Raw genomic sequence first — 18,149 nt, 5'->3', positions numbered from 1 at the left:
TAAAGGGTAGCAATTATGGACAGCGCAAAAGAGATTGCCAGAGATATGCTTGAGGCCATTCATATCGATGGGTCTGGGTTTATCGGTGCTGTGGCGAAAGGTGTTATTTCCTTACCCGTCAGCCTTGCCTATCTTGGCTATGATTTTATAGATACGGAACACCGCAGAGAGAATCAGAATGATAAATTTCGGTTAGCAGCACTGGTTAAAAAAGTAACTTTTAACGATGAGGTTATTTATAAGGTTATTAAACCATTTATAGATGATTTTGTTTCTCATGTAGACATGCATAAAATTTCACATTTTTCAAGAAATATATCGGGAAGTGTTATAGGTAAAATGATGTTCTCGCAGCTTACGGGGGTTAACCTCGGTAGGGCGATTATATCTCAGGGAGTTGGTGCCTTTTTTTCTGGTTCTGTTGCTGGTGGTGTATTGGGAGTTGGTGCTGAAGCATCAAGATCTATTTATACATCACGGTACTTGCGTGAAAGAAACCCCATAATGTATGAGAAATTAAACAGTATGGGTGATTTTGATCTTTTTTATTATCTTGTTGAGGACATTGTTAGGCCTTATGAGACGGCTTGTGAAATTGCAAAGATAAATCCTGAAGAGTTTAATAATGTCTGCGAATACTTCTTTGGAGGTTTATGAATATAAAAGATTTTATACTTATCATTGTTTCACGGATCGTAGCCAGTATCGGGATGACGCTAGGAACTGTCAGTATGATTTACTCTTTCTACTGTTTCTTTTTTTCAGCCAATACTTACCGCTTCATTCTAGGTGGGGCAGGTATAGTAGCCTTTCTCATAGGTTATGGACTTTATAAATTCGCCTTGAAATACATTTATGATGAATGGGAACATTATAGATAATATTCATCATATTTGTTGAGTTTGGTTCTATTTAAAATCATTCTAACCCAGGACAGGAATTATAGAAATGCAAAATATATTTAAAATGACAGAGGGCATCCTTAATCGCTATAAACTGGATATTCCTTCCTGCCCTTATCCATTGGATGTGGAACGTTTTGATGGTTTAGAACAAATGAGTGCTCTCTATCATTACACCATTCGTTTTACCAGTTCACATCCGGATCTTACGGCTGAAATGATGTTAAGTAAAACCGCTACGCTGAGCATGGGGGTGGGAAAACTATTAGATTCTGTTGTCGGTAAAATTGTTCATGGTGTGGTGACAAATTTTCGACGCTTGGCCGGTTCACGCGATCAGGTTACGTATGAAATTATTCTGGAACCTTTTATATCCTTACTGGATAAGCAGTTTCGTACTCACCGTTTCTTCGTCAACAAATCAGTGCCGGAAGTGGTAGAGCAAATTCTTGGCGAGCATGGTTTGAAGAGGTGGGAATATGAATTCAAGCTTAAACAAACTTACCCAAAACGGGAACAGATAAATCAGTACCAGGAAAGTGACCTCGCGTTTATCGAACGTCTGCTGGCTGAGGTGGGGATTTTTTACTTCTTCACCCTGCAACCGGATACCCAGACTGAAGTGGTGCACTTTGCGGATAAGCAGAGCGCCTGGACATTCGGTAAAAAACTGCCACTTAACAGCCCTTCGGGCACCAATGACAATGCCGTTGACTCGGTGTGGGATATCCACGTCTGGCACAACGTGGTGGAACGTTCGGTCACCGCCAGCGACTATAACCATCGCGAAGCGCAGAATATTCTAACGTCCGTACCGGCAGACATGACCCGGGGCGACGGTGACTGTATCACTTATGGTGATGTGTATCACTATCGTCCGCGTCACCTCGAGCGGGGTGACAAAATTACCCCTGCAACCGAAACAGGTAACTTCTGGGCTCGTCTGGAGCATGAACGTTTTTTATCCGCCCAGACTACAGTGACCGGCAGCAGTACGGACCATACCCTGGGTCCGGCACAGGTACTGACCATCACGGAAACGGCTATTCCGCCAACGCTGCCCCGGGAAACGGAGAATGGTGTTGTTATTATCCGCACTGGATATTACGGCAGCCGTAAGAATGCCTTGAAAGTGACATGGGTAGCGATGCCGTACTATGAGAACCGCTGCTGGCGTCCTGCCGCCAAAAAGCGCCCGGTGGTCAGCGGTACGATGATGGCGCGCGTGACCAGCGCCAAAGATAACGATATTTACGCCTGGCAGGATGCATCGGGCATGTACCGGGTGAAGTTTGATGCCGACCGTGATGACAAAAAGCAAGGCATGGAAAGCATGCCAGTGCGCTTTGCCAAACCTTACGGTGGTGACAAATACGGTTTCCACTTTCCGCTGATACAGGGTACAGAAGTTGCCATTGCGTTCCACGAAGGCGATCCGGATCGTCCGTATATTGCCCATGCCCTTCACGACTCCCGCCACGTCGACCACGTCACTGAGGCCAACAGCACGCGCAATGTTATTCGTACAGCCGGCCTGAACAAGTTGCGGATGGAGGACAAGCGGGGTGAGGAGCACGTTAAGCTCAGCACGGAGTACGGGGGCAAGACGCAGCTTAATTTAGGACATCTGGTCAATGCAGAAAGGGCATTGCGGGGGGAAGGTTTTGAGCTGCGCACTGATGAATGGGGAGGGATCCGGGCGGGAAAAGGGATATTCATTACTGCAGACAGCCAGCCTGAGGCGCAGGGGAAAGTGCTGGATATGGCTGCAGCACATTCCTTGTTGACGCAGGCCGTTAGTCAAATGGAGTCTCTGTCACAGGCTGCATCAGCAGCAAAAGCACAACTCTTGCATTATGAGCAACAACAGGCACTGATGGAAGAGAAGTTACTTTCGCTAAAGCAGGCTGTACTACTGATGAGTGCGCCTGAAGGTATTGCTTTAACCAGTGGTAGCCATCTTCAGACAGTTGCAAGTGAAAATATCTATATGACTGCAGGACAAAATGTTGAACTAGGAGCAAAGAAAAACATTACCCTTGCCGCTTCAGAAAAAATTTCAATCTTTACCGAAACTGAGGGTATAGAGACTATTGCAGCCAAAGGTGATCTAATATCACAGGCTCAGTCAGGGAATATTGAAGTAATAGCTAAGAAAAATATTTCTGTGACCAGTACAACAGAGGATATGACTTTTACTGCGGCAAAAACTTTAACGTTGACCTGTGCTGGCGGGGCATACATCCGCCTGTCCGGAGGAAACATCGAGTTAGGCTGCCCTGGTGATATTATGATGAAGCAAAGTAAGCTTCTCTATAGTGGCCCAACTTTTATACAGTCAAATATTCCTGAACTTCCTGATAGTGGTCCCCAGTCAATGAGTTTTATGCTGTTAGATTCTTTTGGTAATGCTGCGCCAACTACTATGAAAGTGAGCCTTTTTGATAGTGAATCAAAACAACAAATATGGAGTTCTGCTTTTAATGATGGAGGGTCAGGCTGCTTTGAACAGCCTGAAAGTAAAAAATTTCATGCAATAATTGGCGATAATAAATGGACGAGCCTATTTTCTTATGATAATGAGCTTGGAATTGAAGATGAAGTTGATGATGACCAGGATTTTGATGAACATGGTCCGCAATATGATGGTGAATTAAACGAGCAAGATAAGGAATAGCCATGGAACAGTATACAGTTCAAAAGGGTGACAGCTTGTGGAAAATTAGTCGTAAATTCGGCATTGATATTAATGAACTGGCCAATATTAATGGGCTTCTCACTAAAGCAGAGCAGCATATTATCCAGCCCGGTCAGGTATTGAGTTTACCATCAAAAGACAAAGTCTATGATACTCAATTGACTTTGAGAATTTACGATCTTGTCTGGCGCCCGCTTAGAGATGCAAAACTCAGAGTTACTTTTGATGGAAAGACCTATGATTACGTGACAGACAGCACAGGTGTTGTTGCTGGTCTACTTATTGAAGACAGTACCAAAGGTATAAAGATTGAACTGCAACATTTAAATAAAAAAGAGTACATTCTGATTGCCGACCATAAAAAATTGCCTTTGGGGACGTTAAGCCTGCGGATCTCGTCCAGAGAAATGATAATAAAAGGGAGTACCAGCGTTAAACAAGGTACCCAGCAATCGAGCAAACAGCAGGAAAAGGAAAAAGCAAAACAGAAAGGAAGCTCAACTGCTTCCAGTCCATCAGAAAGTAAAACAAAAGAAAACCAGACCCCTTCTGTAAACCAAACCACCAGAACCGAAGGTGGTGCTCCCACCAGTGTGAGTAATATTGGTAACGTCAGTGAAGGATTGCGCCTTCCGCCGGAGGCAGAGCAATATCGCGATTATGTCATTGAAGCGGCTAAAAAATACGATTTCCAGCCAGAGGGGCTTGCTGCATTAATTTATGCAGAGTCAAGATGGAAAGCAAACGCCACTAATTCTACCGGTTCGGGGGCGGTAGGGTTAGGCCAGTTTAAACCTGAGACATGGTTATCTCTTTGTGCTAAACCTGAATCCAAGGTTTATCAATTTATAACAGAAAAATATTCCTACCAGAAATTAATATATAAAAATAAAAAGCTTTGGGGAGAATTGGGTGATGGTTCCATAACAGAGATCGATAAGGATACTGTGTTATCTTTGCGAGCTAATGCAGCATACAATATTGATATGATTGGATTGCTTGATCGTCAGAGTATTGAGCAATTAGTTAATGATTGGAACTTACAGTCTATCAGAGCACTTGAACCTGATGAAATAGTCAAAGTTGCCTATCTGGTCCATATGAATGGAACATTGGGGGCCGTTGATATTATTATGAATGGAAGAGAAATATTTCATAATAAATATGAGGAAGATAATAAACCAACTGAATTGATATATGAGAATCGTCTGCAATCTAATCTGAAAAATGCAGATGCAGAGCAGCGTTTTTACTCGATTGATGGTTCTTTCAGGACGGCTTTTGTGGCATGGATGATTGGATATTTCGATTCTATTATTATCCCAGATCATTACAGAGTGGAACCTGGGGGCAAGAATTTTTCTACTAAAGATATTATTCACAAAATAAATCCTGATTATAATCCAGAAATTAATTTGCCCACAGTAGCGGCTATGAATTCACAATCTCCAGCTCCAGCTCCAGCTCCAGCTCCAGCACAATGGCATAATCCTTTGGGTATTTGTCTCATCAGAACTCGTGGGTTACCCAGTTCTAAAAGTGCAAGTTTCGGATGGTGGAGAACTGCACCTGATGGACATCGTTATCAGCATCAAGGTGTGGACATACAAGCAGAACCTGGAACACCTATATATGCTGTGGCGGATGGACGTATAGCTTTTATTGCTAATCAGGGTGTCCATGGGTATGGTCTGCAATTATCTCTTGTCGTCCAGACAAATGATTTACCACAAGAGAAGATAATTTTATGTTCATACAACGGGCGTGAACTTAGTAAAATCTATTTTTTCTATGCTCATTTATCTGAAATACATTCTGGACTCGTCAATGGGGTATCCGTGAAATGTGGGGATCTTCTTGGGAAAACTGGATGTACTGGTAATGCAAATGGAATGACTAGTGTAGCTACAGGGGCCCATCTTCATTTTGAGGTACGAACAACAGAAAGATCTCCCGGAATAATTAATCACCTTGACCCTACACCATTTATTGATGGATTTGATTATCCTTAATTGAGGAGGAGTGATGTTAAAGATTATTAAATGGATAATATTCTTTCTATTAGCAAATATTGTTAAATCTGATTGGTTAGCAATTGCCGCTTTAGATGAATCTTTTTTTCGAAGCGAGCAGCAACGCATTGATCAGGAGTATAGAGATGATCATGTTCGTTATAAAAATGAGCAGAGTCATCTCCCGGACAGACTACGAGACAAACGACTCTATACCAATGAGTACTGGCTAGTAAATAAAGATCAAAATTTATGGATAGGATTTTTTGAAGGTAAAAAGATAAAAGTACCTAAAGGAGTATATTTAAATATATCAGATGAAAGTTATCAGGCCCAGCAAGTCGTTCGAATAAAAGAAAATAGAAAAATATCGCAGTTCTTAATGTCATCAGGAATGGATGAGTATCCAGATATATGTCTTAATAAGAATGATAAGATAATGAAAGACGAAAAATTCTATACATATTTTTATTCAGGTTGCACATATGACTCTCTTCAGAGAAACTCAATCAAACATGATGGGCATTATGATATTTTACTTTTCGATAAAAGATTTAATACATTAGTTAAACTGGATTCAATTCCTTATTCAATCCCTGAAGGTCTTAAATATATGAGTGAATCTTTGGTATCAAAAAATGGATACTATAGGTTTGATTCGGCGCAGGGGGCATTTAAGATAACAGGAAAGGATCAGATCGTTATTGTTGATCCTGACACAGGCAACGTTGTACCCAAGGTACCAAAAACAGATGATAATGGGAGAACCATTTTGATGAATGGAAAGCCAGTAATGGTTGATGACCCAGATAGTTATAACCCTGTAATTTTAAAAAGACTTCCTGATGTTACTGTTGCCAATTGATATATTAAATTGGATAAATCAGAATATGAGAAAAATTATTTGTGTAGGTGATAAAACATCTCATGGTGGATCTGTCTTAACGGGCTCATCTCAGATAACCATTGATGGTAAATCTGTGGCACGCAAGTCTGATTTGGTTTCATGTCCAACACACGGTATAAATAGTATAAATGAGGGAGATGAAAAACATTGCGATAACGGGTTAGCTGTTGCGTTAGAAGGGCATCGCTGTTCATGTGGCGCTATTCTTATTTCCGCCGGTTCGCGTGTTTTAAAGGAGTGAATTTATGCCAGTAAATATTTTTGATATTCCTTCGGAGGAAAAAATATCCAAAACAGCATTATCATTATGGGTTGAAATTGGAATTTGCGTTTGCATACTTGCTGTATATTTATGTGTTTTTTTGATCTATTTTCCTGAGTTTTTATCAAAAAATAGTTATGCTTTTTGGTCTGAGTTATTGCTGGTACCATTACTCTTCTGCGGGGCTGTGTTTTTCTTCAGAATTATATTATGGAATAATAAGAATATCGAAGCAATTAACTGGAATAGAACTCGCCAGGATTATTATCAGGAGTTGCTTCAAAAAGGAAGGGCCTATCTTGATGTCATTGAGTTGCAGGTCAGATTGCCCGATTTAAATGGTAATGTGACTAATAGCATAGAGGGGAAGTTATTGCCTGTGCGCTATGCACCAAAGTTAACGCATATGTCCAGATATCTTACTTTTAATTCTCCAATACCTGAATTAATTAGCATTTATCAAATGCAGGAGAGAAATGCTATTTTATTTAGTAAAATAATCGGGGGTATTATTAACGATATCCATATGCATATAAGCCTTTTGCCTAAGTATGCCAGGGTAAAAGTGGTGTGTGTTCTTAATGATAATTTAAAACCTCTCATAAAAAAGATTTGGCAGGAACGGCTTGATAGTATATATCTGGGGGCGAATATTGAGTTTAGTAAAAACTTATCAGAATCCATTGATAACTGGTTGGATAGATCTTCTGATGAATATATAGTTCTTATTGCTGCCAATTTTCATGGCGCAGAATTACTTGACGATGAAATCGACAATAAATCTGAATCTGTGTTTTTTTTGTTTGGGAGATTGAGAAATGATGGTGAGACTGGTGACCACTCATCTTTAGGGGCTTTTTTTCGTCCTGAATGTGATTGGGCAGGAATAGATAAATCCCTCCTCTGGGGAAGGGTTAATGAAGGGCGAGGGCTATCTGGTGTTATATATTCTGGGTTGAATGAAGAAGAGTTAAAAAAACTGGTGTTAAAAACAACAGATGTAATGTCGGAAAGTGCACTTTCGTCGTATATGTACGTTGATTCAGACAACTATTTATGTAAGTGCCCGCCTCTTACCGAGTTTTTGCAATTGAGTTATGTAAATGAGCATCTCCCCCCAGGGCAGTATTTATTGATAAGTAAAAATAATGATATTTTGAATTCCCATTTATTTAACTCGGCTGCCAGTGTTTAGAGGTTTATTATAATATGAAAAAAATCTTTATTAAATTTTCTGGGGTTTTTTTTGTTATAATCATTGCTGTTATTTTGCTTCTAATTTATTACCTGTGGGGTTCATCCCTGGGATGGATGGAACCAGCAGAAAAATTTCGCGTACTCTGTACCATTCTCGCAGTTCCTGTTTTCCTCTCTTTGTTGCTAGTCAGTCGCTACTCACTTGTTGCGTTTGGGTCAAGATTGCGTTTTTTCCGTAAGTTAAATGATAAACAGAGTACCCAGTCAAACAATAATAGTGCTCATTTGAAACAAGTAGACATAAGTAAAAAAATAATAACCGAAGTACAACAAGCTCTGCGCCATACTTACGGTCATTTCTGGCATAGCAAAATTCGTATCTTGCTTGTAACTGGCAACGCTGCCGATGTCGAACATCTCACCCCCAAGCTCCCCCGTGAACTCTGGCAGGAAGATCGCGGCACGTTGCTGCTGTGGGGCGGTGACCTCAACACCCCAGCCGACAGCGTCTGGCTGACCGCACTGCGCAAACTGCGCCGCCGTCCGGTAGATGGTCTGGTGTGGGTCACCTCAGCCTTTGACCAGCTTTCAGCGCCAGGGCTGGAACAGCCGCTGCCGGTACCGTCTGAAAGCACCATGGATTCTCTGTCTCATGCCATCTGCGCACGTATGGAAGCGCTTGGCTGGAAACTCCCCCTGTATGTCTGGTCCCTACACACGCGCGGCGGTAAACCAGAAGGTCGCATTACCCAGGCGACTGGTTGTTTGTTACCTGCAGGCTGTCGTGCCGAGGGGCTGGCAGAACAACTCTCCACCCTGACGGCAGATTTGACTTCACAGGGTCTGCAGCAGACCTGTAGTGAAGTGAAACATAACTTCCTACTGTCCCTTGCCGACCAACTCATTCGTGAGCCGGAAAGCATGACCGCACCGCTGTCGGTGATGCTCAATCCGTACCGCCCGCTGCCGCTGGCCGGTGTGGTGTTCAGTCAGCCTTCAGCCGGTGCAGAACGCGCCGTGCCGCACCACTGGGGCATGGATAAGCGCTGGGATGTTCTGCCTGAATCAGTCCGGACGCTTCCTGCCGGGCTGCGTCCTCGCAAGCCCGGTATTCCATGGCGCAAGGTAATGGCATCTGCAGCTGCGCTCACGATGGTGAGCTGGGCTATGTGGATGAGCATCGCGTATGTCACCAACCGCAGCCAGATTGACGGTGCGAATGCTCAGGCCGAACTTGCCGCTCGACAGAATCAGCCCCTGGAGCAGCGTCTGCACGCGCTGTCTGAACTTCAGAAAACGCTGGCCCGTCTGCAGTACCGTTCTGAGCATGGTGTGCCGTGGTACGAAAAGGCCGGGCTGAGCCAGAACAATGCGCTGCTGGCGGCACTCTGGCCACACTATCAGGACAGCGCGTTGCCGCTGTTGCGCGATGCGGCTGCAGACCATCTGCAGAAGCAGGTCAGTGCCTTTAACGCGCTGCCTCCGGATAGCCCGCTGCGCGAGCAGAGGGCAAAAGCGACCTATGACCAGCTGAAACTTTACCTGATGCTGGCGCGTCCTGAGCATATGGATGGTGCCTGGTTTAGCGCGGTGCTGCTTCAGGACTGGCCGAAGCGTGACGGCGTGAAAGACGGTATCTGGCTAGGCGTGGCTCCGTCGCTGCTGTCGTTTTATGGTGCACAACTGGTCACACATCCTGAGTGGAAACTGCGAGCTGATGAAAACATGGTCAGCCAGGCGCGTTCCCTGCTGGTTCGCCTGATGGGCGTGCGTAATAGCGAATCGACCCTGTACCAGAAAATGCTTTCACAGGTGGCACATCTGTATGTCGATATGCGTCTCGAGGACATGACCGGCGATACTGATGCTGCCCGCCTGTTCAGCACCACCGAGATCGTGCCAGGTATGTTTACCCGCCAGGCCTGGGAGCAGGCCGTCCAGCCTGCCATCGAAAAGGTGGTGAAGGCGCGCCGGGACGAGCTCGACTGGGTGTTGACGGACAGCAAACGTCCGGTCAGTAAGCTGGATGAAATCTCCCCGGAAGCACTTAAAAATCGCCTGACGGAGCGTTATTTTGCCGATTTTGGCGGCGCCTGGCTGGAATTCCTCAACAGCCTGCGCTGGAACCAGGCCACCACGCTGTCGGATTCCATTGACCAGCTGACTCTGATGGCCGACGTGCGCCAGTCACCTCTGGTGGCGCTGATGAATACCCTTAATGTGCAGGGGCGTACCGGACAGACCGGGGAGGCGATTTCGGATTCACTGGTGAAATCAGCGAAAAATCTGCTGGGCGGTGACAATACGGATGTCATTGACCAGAGTGCCGGCGTTCACGGCCCGCTGGATGCAACCTTTGGTCCGGTGCTGGCGCTGATGGATAAAAGCAACACCGTTGCGCAGTCGCTGAGCTTGCAGTCGTACCTGACCCGCGTGACGCAGGTTCGGCTGCGCTTGCAGCAGGTGACTAATGCTGCCGACCCTCAGGCCATGACCCAGACCCTTGCTCAGACCGTATTCCAGGGCAAGGCCGTGGATCTGACTGAAACCCGCGACTACGGCAGCCTGATTGCTGCCGGTCTGGGGCAGGAGTGGAGCGGTTTTGGTCGTTCGGTCTTTGTGATTCCGATGGAACAGGCCTGGCAGCAGGTGCTGGCTCCGGCGGCCGCTAGCCTCAATGCCCAGTGGCAACAGGCGGTAGTGGCTGAGTGGAACAGTGCCTTCGGTGGGCGCTATCCATTTAACAATTCCAGCAGTGATGTATCCCTGCCGCTGCTGGCTAAATACCTTAATGTCGATTCCGGGCGTATTGCGCAGTTCCTGCAAAACCGCCTCAAAGGCGTGTTGCACAAAGAAGGAAACCACTGGGTGCCGGACAGCATCAACTCGCAGGGGCTGGCCTTTAACCCAGAGTTTCTCAATGCCATCAACACCCTGAGTCATATCTCGGATGTCGCCTTCACCGAAGGCAATGCCGGGATGAACTTCGAACTGCGTCCGGGTACTGCCGATGGCGTGATGCAAACCACCATGATTATCGACAACCAGAAGCTGATATACGTTAACCAGATGCCAGTCTGGAAGCGCTTCGCCTGGCCTGCGGATACTGAGGCCCCTGGTGCGAACCTGAGCTGGATAAGCACCCAGGCAGGCACCCGTCAGTATGCGGATATTCCAGGCGCCTGGGGATGGATCCGACTGCTCGACAAAGCTGCCGTCAGTGCTTATCCGGGCGTGGGTAGCAGCTACAGCCTGAGCTGGCTGGCTCAGGACGGTCGTACACTCAATTACACCCTGCGTACCGAAGCGGGAGAGGGCCCGCTGGCGCTGCTGAAGCTGCGTAATTTCCGCCTGCCAGAGACCATCTTCAGCACGACAGGCCTGGAAGCATCAGACCAGGCCGAAAGCGCAAGCAATGATACAGAGGACGTATATTGATGAGCACGCTCAATGCTTTACTCAGCGCCTGCCAGACTGAGCAGGAGCCACTCCTTGCGGCCACCCGTGAGCGGGTTAGGCTCTGGGATAGCTGGCTGCAGCCGCTGTCCGGTCCATCACCTCAGGGTGACGACCCGGGTTATGACGATGACTTTCAGCAGATGCGCGAGGAGGTAAACAAACTCTCAGGTGCGGATACCGAACTTATTTGCCAGCTTGCAGAGAAGCTTCTGACCACGACCGCCAAAGATATCCGTGTGGCCACCTACTACTGCTGGGCAAAGCTGCACCGCGAAGGTGAGCAGGGGCTCGCTGAAGGACTTGAACTGCTGTGCGGCCTGCTGGAGCGCTTTGGTACACAACTGCATCCACAGCGTGATCGCAGCCGTAAGGCGGCACTGGAATGGCTGGCGGGATCGCGAATGACTGATTCTCTTTCCCTGTACCCCGAAGTGGTCAGGATCGATGCGATACGTACCACTGGGGCACTGCTGCTGATAGAGCAACTGACGGAAAATGAGCCGGATGAAATTCGACCGGAACTCAATACGCTGTATGGTGCTCTTGAAAGCCGCTTGCAGAAAGCGGGTGGTGTGGATGCGGTTGTGCCGCAGAACGCCAGTGCCTGCGAACCCCCTGCGAGTGCCAGCCACTACGATGCCCCGGTCATCGGACGTATCACCTCCGGACAGGATTTGCTGGCACAGGCCCGCGTGCTCGCTGAATATCTGCGTGAACAGCCGGACGGCTGGCTGTCAGCACACCATCTGATGAAGAGCCTGCGTCACGATACCCTGCGGGCAATTCCGGCCCCGGATGCGCAGGGCCGCACCCGCATCGAACCGCCAAGAGCAGACCAGCGCGCGTTACTTAAACGCCTCTACCTACAGCAGAACTGGGCTGAAATGCTGGAAACGGCGGACAACGCGTTTTCTCGTGGTGCCAATCACCTGTGGCTGGATTTGCAGTGGTATATCCATCAGGCGCTGACGAAATCCGGTCAGGACACGCTGGCCGGTATTATCGCGGCTGACCTGAAAGGGCTGCTGACCCGTCTGTCCGGGCTCGAAACACTGGCCTTCAGTGACGGCACACCATTTGCGGATGACGTGACACTGAACTGGATCCAGCAGAGCGTGCTGGATTCGACAGGCGGGTGGGGCAATGACACTCCTTCCGCACAGATGTCCCCAGGAAACGATGACATTCTGGCGCTGGAGCCGGAAGCGGTGGCACTGGCCGACAGTGAAGGCCCGGATGCGGCACTGGGCTGGTTGCAGGCCCGTCCCGGCATCACCACCGTACGCCAGCAGTGGCTGCTGCGCCTGCTGATGGGGCGTATCGCGGAGCAGTACGGCAAAAATGAGCTGGCGGTGCATCTGTTTGCGGAGCTGGGCGAGCGGGCCGGTGAAGTCACCCTTACGAACTGGGAGCCTGAGCTATTGTTTGAGGTACAGACCCGTCATCTGAAACTCGTGCGGCTGAAAGCCAGTCGCAGTGAGGCTGATAAGACTCGCCTTACACCGGTAATGGACCAGTTACTTGCCGGGCTGATCGCAGTTGATCCTGCCCGTGCCGCCGTGCTTTGCGGATGATAATTAGTCATACCTTCAGGAAAAAATCAGAATAAAGGGAAATTAAAAAATGAAACGTCTTAGAGTATTTACTTGTTTAGGTGTGATGTTCTTGCTTTCAGGTTGTACAGCACTGCTGTGGGGAGGAAATAAGGTCGCCGAGCCAAAAACAGAGAGACATATTCAAATTCAGGACAGTGTAACCGGTTTATTTCAGTATAAAAACCTTGCTGTTTCTGTTGTTCAGGGAAGCAAAAAAACTACTGTTAACGTTCCCTCTGAAGGTGTTGCCTTTGTAGGTGAAAAATATATATACATTCTGACCCGGGGGGCTGATGAACTTCTGTCCCTTAATAAACTTGCAACTCAAATTCCCCTGATATCAGGTCGGGAAGAGAATACCCTTAAGTTTCGGATCAACAAACCATCAGGCAGCGACAGCGTGCTTCAGTTCAGCGATGCTCTTCCTGTCGAAGTCAATGAATCCTCCAGAATGCTTTCAACAGAAGAGTTAAAGACTATTCAGCATGCAGGCTTCCGGAGCAACGGTGTCCGGTATGTCAGGGACGTATATATCACGGGAGTGATTATTCCCAAAGTGAGCCTTAATTATACTTTTGATAAGACTGAATCTTTGGGGAGAACGTACAGCGTTCAGTTTTATTCGCTGGAGTCTGGAACCGATTTTCACCCCGTAAATCTGGCGACCAATATTGTCGTTACCCCGTTAGCACTCACTGCTGATATTGTTTTTTTCCCGATATCATTAAGTCTGCTTCAGCTCATTAATGGCCCTTCACCATTCGGACATTAATCAAACAGGTGTTTTATGGAAGATTTAACCCTGCGCTATTTTGATGCAGAAATGCGCTACCTGCGTGAAGCCGCAAAAGAGTTCGCGCAGACCCATCCCGATCGTGCAGCGATGCTCGACCTGGATAAAGCCGGGACTCCCGATCCGTATGTTGAACGCCTGTTCGAAGGATTTGCCTTCTCAATGGGGCGGCTTCGCGAAAAGATTGACGACGATCTGCCGGAGCTGACTGAAGGACTGGTCAGTATGCTCTGGCCACATTACCTTCGGACCATTCCGTCACTCTCGGTGGTCGCGTTCACGCCTGCGCTTGAGACCGTTAAGATGGCAGAGGTGATGCCCGCGGGGCTGGAAGTGTACTCCCGCCCGGTGGGTCCGAAAAACACAGTCTGCCGTTATCGCACAACCCGCGATGTGATGCTCAACCCGTTGAATATCTCTCGGGTGACCATGACTACTGAGCCGGACGGGCGCTCGTTACTGAGAATGCGCTTTGCCTGCAGCACGCAGGCGGACTGGTCCCATGCGGACCTCAGTGACCTGAGCCTCTTTCTCGGGGCGGATGCACCGGTCAGCAGCCAGCTGCACCTTATGCTGACCAAACGGCAGGCCGCACTCTATATGCGCCTGCCTGGTCAGACTGACCGTATCCGGCTTGACGGATATTTCTCACCGGGCGGCTTTCGTGACGAAGACTGCCTGTGGCCGAAAGGCGATACCGCGTTCAGCGGCTACCAGCTTCTGCTGGAGTATTTCACCTTCCGCGACAAGTTTATGTTTGTCCACCTTAACGGCCTTAAGGGCATCACGCCGCCAGCGGGGACCGAGTATTTTGATATTGAAGTGGTGTTCAATACGCCATGGCCATCTGACCTGCCGGTCACTGATGACGCGGTTCGTCTGCACTGCGTGCCGGTGATTAACCTGTTTACGCTGGAGGCTGACCCGCTGACCATTACCGGGCTTGAAAGCGAGTACCTGCTGCGTCCAAAACGTCTGCAGGACGGACATACCGAGATTTATTCGGTGGATTCAGTCACTGGCTCAAACCGCACCAATGACGCGGAGTATGTGCCGTTTAGCAGCTTCAGGCACAAGGGCGGGATGATGCGCCGTCATGCTCCCCCCCGTTACTACCATACCCGCGTGAAGCGCAGCGTGACCGGGCTGTATGACACCTGGCTTATCCTTGGGGGGCACCAGTGGGAAGATGACCGCCTGTTTGAACGTGAAGCCGTGTCGCTGCAAATCACCGGCACCAACGGCCAGCTGCCGCGCCGTGCGCTACAGAGCTCGCTGCTTGACCGCTGTGAGCAGGTGGTGAGTACGCAACTTTCAGTACGTAACCTCTGCAAACCAACGCTTCCAGTCTATCCGCCTTCTGAAGACCGTTTTCACTGGCGGGTGCTTAGCCACTTGGGATCCGGGTTCCTGAACATGATGAGTACTGCCGAAGTGCTGCGCGGGACGCTGGCGCTCTATAACTGGCAGGAAGATGAACTGAACACCCGGCGTCTGGAGGCGATTCAGCATGTGGAGCACCATCGCCTTCAACGTTTTGAACAGGGCTATCTGCTGCGGGGGCTGGATATCGAAGTCACCCTCGACAGCAACGGCTTCACCGGTGAGGGCGATATTCACCTGTTCGGTGAAATGCTCAACCGGTTCTTTGCGCTGTATGCCGATATGAACCAGTTCAACCAGCTCACCCTCATTGTTCAGCCAGAAGGAAAATGTATCCGGTGGAAAGAGAATCACAGTCCGCGTCTGCCAGGCTGATAGTGCAACTGGGCGACCGGCTGCCGTACATGAACTTTTATCGTTTTTGCCAGCTGCTGGAGCAGAGCCAGCCGGATAAACCGGTCACCGGTAGCACCTGGCAGGTGCGACATGAGCCGGTACGCTTCCGTCCCCATTCGGGGATGGGGTTCCCGGCCTCTGAAATCAAAGGGGCAGAGCTACCGGAACATCCGCACCTTCCACCCACAATCCGTACCACCTTTATGGGGCTCTACGGCGTGGAGTCTCCGCTGCCGACGCACTATATCGATGACATCGCTCAGCGACGGGAAGGGTACGAAGCTAACGCGGACTTCCTCGATATCTTCAACCACCGGCTGATTGCTCAGTACTACCGTATCTGGCGTAAATATTCATACCCGGCGACTTTCGAAGAAGGCGGTAAGGACAAAACCTCGCAGTACCTGCTGGGACTGGCCGGGCTCGGGATTAACGGCTGCACGGACAGTATCGCGACCCCGGCTTCGCGCTTTCTGGCACTGCTGCCGGTCATGTTACTGCCGGGGCGTACCGCAGAAGGCATGGCCTCGCTGGTGCGCCTGCTGGCACCCAACACGCAGGCGAAAATCTGGCACCATGACAAACGCCGTGTGCCGCTGAAGAAGCCACTGACCATGAGCGTCAGCCAGCCCGTCACCCTGACAAATCGACCGGTCATGGGCAACTATGCCACCGACGTGAACAGCCAGGTGCTGATGCGTCTGACCACCACTGACCCGGCAGAAGTGCAGGGCTGGTTACCGGGCGGTGAGCTTCACGCGGACCTGATGGCGCTCCTGCACGTCTATCTTGGCTCTCGCCTGGAAGTCCGCCTGCAGCTGTGTGTCGATCGTAGCCTGCTGCCTGACGCGACAATGAGCACTCAACCCAAAGCGGGTGCAGTGCAACTGGGCCGCACCGCCGTGATGCGACCGCTGAATGCGGCTAAGACCGCATCACACCCAAAAACAATAACCATCAATCTTGGCCGCTACGAGCGCGTACAGGAAAATATTCACCGCAGGGAGACTGATGAAGATGGCGATTACCGCTGGTAAATTTCCTCTGGTTACGCTGGCTACAGGCATTACGCTGATGCTGGCAGGCTGTGGACTTACTCAGAGTGTTACGGACGGCACTGTCGCCGTGACTAAATCGATTTTTTATAAGCAGGTGAAGATCCTGCATCTGGATATACGTGCCCGTGAAGCCGTGAACAGCAATGCTGGTGGTGTAGCTCTGTCGACGATTGTGCGTATTTATCAGCTTAAAGATCGCAAAACTTTTGACAGCACGGACTACCCGTCATTGTTTAAAGACGACAGCCAGGCTGTCAAGGCAGACCTGGTGGCGGAGAAAGATATACGGCTGCAGCCGGGTGGTGCTGTCATGGTCGATATGCCAATGGAAAAGGATGCGCAGTATGTGGCAGTGGCCGGGATGTTTATGTCACCGGACCAGGAGAGCAACACCTGGCGTGTGGTAATGAGCCGCGATGAGCTTGATCCGGAGAAGGCCCGGGTGATTGTAGCGGGCAACAATCGACTGACTCTGCAGGCGCTGAAAGATGAGTGAATCATCTCGTCCTTCTCTGTATGAAGTACTTTATGGCAATTTCACCGGCGGTCTCGACCTGCATCAGGTCAGCGAGCAGAACCAGGTCATTTTGTCCGTACTCGATAACATGCAGCGCGTTCTCAACTGTCGCGCCGGCACGCTGGCGCATCTGCCTGACTACGGCCTGCCGGATATGACCAAAATCCTGCAGGGCATGCCGGGAACGGCCCATGAGCTTATGGGCACATTATCTGCCGTCCTGCTCAAATACGAACCGCGCTTGAAAAAAATAACCGTTGTTCTGCTGGAACAAAATATCCCCGGCGAACTGCGCTATGCCATTGACGCTGAACTTAAAGGGATTGGTCTGGTGCGCTACGGGACTGAATTTATGCCCGAAGGGCGGGTCCTGTTAAGGCATCTCAGACAACAACAGTATCTCGACACAACTCTCCATTTGTAAGGTCCGATAACATCATGTCCGTAAAATTACAGTTCCTGAAGAAGTTGCAGGCGCGACAAGCTGCACCTGTTCCTGCAATCAGCAAGAGTCAGGCTGATATTGCAGAGTTTCGCCAGCGAATGGCTCAGCTGCAGGATGAAATGGACGCGTGGCTGACGGATACGGGACTGAATGTGGAGCCACTAACGGTATCCGTTTCGGATCTTCTGGTAGAGGGCGGAGCTTTTGAGATTTCCGGTATTGTTCTTCGTTATGACAGTCGGGCGGTAAAGTTTATGCCGATCTTTCTGTATGGACAGGGCGTCGCCGGTTGTGTCGAGGTGACTTTCTGTTCCGGGGATAAGGTGATTTCTCAAGGACGCCTGTTCATGCGGGTGGGGAGCGCAAATGGCTGGATCTTTACTCCCCCAGATACCTCATCCCGATCCGGACAACTATTGGACGAAGGTGTGTTTTTCGGTCTGATTTTAGCGCTACTGCCATAGCGATAACATTCATTCCTTCTATGCGTCATTGCATTTTTAATCGCCAAATAGCCTTACAGAT

The 18,149-nt window shown here is 49.0% G+C and carries 14 protein-coding genes; all 14 read left to right on the top strand.

All coding sequences use genetic code 11. From position 1 onward, the window contains the following. Window positions 1-15: 15 nt before the first annotated feature. The 14 genes from ACMWL8_RS05475 (at window position 16) to ACMWL8_RS05410 (ending at window position 18,088) form a co-directional block, all read left to right on the top strand. The gene (locus ACMWL8_RS05475; protein ID WP_045259659.1) at window positions 16-657 is read left to right on the top strand and encodes a hypothetical protein; all 642 of its coding nucleotides are present in this window, start codon (window positions 16-18) and stop codon (window positions 655-657) included. 291 nt (window positions 658-948) lie between these two features. Next, window positions 949-3,579, top strand: a complete 2,631-nt coding sequence (locus tag ACMWL8_RS05470; RefSeq protein WP_045259661.1) for a type VI secretion system Vgr family protein — start codon at window positions 949-951, stop codon at window positions 3,577-3,579. Between the two features lie 2 nt (window positions 3,580-3,581). Beyond that, the gene (locus ACMWL8_RS05465) at window positions 3,582-5,612 is read left to right on the top strand and encodes a LysM peptidoglycan-binding domain-containing protein (protein ID WP_193055612.1); all 2,031 of its coding nucleotides are present in this window, start codon (window positions 3,582-3,584) and stop codon (window positions 5,610-5,612) included. 13 nt (window positions 5,613-5,625) lie between these two features. Continuing rightward, window positions 5,626-6,477, top strand: a complete 852-nt coding sequence (locus tag ACMWL8_RS05460) for a hypothetical protein (protein WP_235428236.1) — start codon at window positions 5,626-5,628, stop codon at window positions 6,475-6,477. Between the two features lie 25 nt (window positions 6,478-6,502). Further along, complete coding sequence (locus tag ACMWL8_RS05455) at window positions 6,503-6,760, top strand: PAAR domain-containing protein (RefSeq protein WP_072049668.1); 258 nt, start codon at window positions 6,503-6,505, stop codon at window positions 6,758-6,760. A 4-nt stretch (window positions 6,761-6,764) separates the two neighbouring features. Continuing rightward, window positions 6,765-7,976 (top strand): hypothetical protein, encoded by a 1,212-nt coding sequence (locus ACMWL8_RS05450; RefSeq protein WP_045259663.1) that lies wholly within the window; start codon window positions 6,765-6,767, stop codon window positions 7,974-7,976. A 14-nt stretch (window positions 7,977-7,990) separates the two neighbouring features. Beyond that, window positions 7,991-11,416 carry an ImcF-related family protein gene (locus ACMWL8_RS05445; protein WP_072049663.1) on the top strand — a complete coding sequence of 1,142 codons (3,426 nt, stop codon included), beginning with the start codon at window positions 7,991-7,993 and terminating at the stop codon, window positions 11,414-11,416. Further along, the gene (gene tssA / locus ACMWL8_RS05440) at window positions 11,416-13,011 is read left to right on the top strand and encodes a type VI secretion system protein TssA (protein WP_045259664.1); all 1,596 of its coding nucleotides are present in this window, start codon (window positions 11,416-11,418) and stop codon (window positions 13,009-13,011) included. The genes ACMWL8_RS05445 and tssA overlap by 1 nt, the downstream gene beginning before the upstream one ends. A gap of 49 nt (window positions 13,012-13,060) precedes the next feature. Continuing rightward, window positions 13,061-13,804, top strand: coding sequence for a hypothetical protein (locus ACMWL8_RS05435; protein WP_045259665.1), 744 nt, complete (start codon window positions 13,061-13,063; stop codon window positions 13,802-13,804). Between the two features lie 15 nt (window positions 13,805-13,819). Then, window positions 13,820-15,583 (top strand): type VI secretion system baseplate subunit TssF, encoded by a 1,764-nt coding sequence (gene tssF, locus ACMWL8_RS05430; protein WP_045259666.1) that lies wholly within the window; start codon window positions 13,820-13,822, stop codon window positions 15,581-15,583. Next, window positions 15,538-16,641, top strand: coding sequence for a type VI secretion system baseplate subunit TssG (gene tssG, locus ACMWL8_RS05425; protein ID WP_045259667.1), 1,104 nt, complete (start codon window positions 15,538-15,540; stop codon window positions 16,639-16,641). Before tssF ends, tssG begins: the two co-directional genes overlap by 46 nt. Further along, on the top strand, window positions 16,622-17,158 hold the full coding sequence (tssJ, locus tag ACMWL8_RS05420) for a type VI secretion system lipoprotein TssJ (RefSeq protein ID WP_200891415.1): 537 nt from the start codon (window positions 16,622-16,624) through the stop codon (window positions 17,156-17,158). Before tssG ends, tssJ begins: the two co-directional genes overlap by 20 nt. Next, window positions 17,151-17,603, top strand: a complete 453-nt coding sequence (gene tssE / locus ACMWL8_RS05415) for a type VI secretion system baseplate subunit TssE (protein WP_045259669.1) — start codon at window positions 17,151-17,153, stop codon at window positions 17,601-17,603. Before tssJ ends, tssE begins: the two co-directional genes overlap by 8 nt. 14 nt (window positions 17,604-17,617) lie before the next feature. After that, window positions 17,618-18,088 carry a hypothetical protein gene (locus ACMWL8_RS05410; protein WP_045259670.1) on the top strand — a complete coding sequence of 157 codons (471 nt, stop codon included), beginning with the start codon at window positions 17,618-17,620 and terminating at the stop codon, window positions 18,086-18,088. Window positions 18,089-18,149 lie beyond the last annotated feature (61 nt).

The organism is Enterobacter sp. 04-C-12-SI-ECC (genome assembly GCF_047530715.1).
Classification (GTDB): domain Bacteria; phylum Pseudomonadota; class Gammaproteobacteria; order Enterobacterales; family Enterobacteriaceae; genus Enterobacter; species Enterobacter bugandensis.
This window is presented reverse-complemented; position numbering and strand designations above follow the sequence as displayed.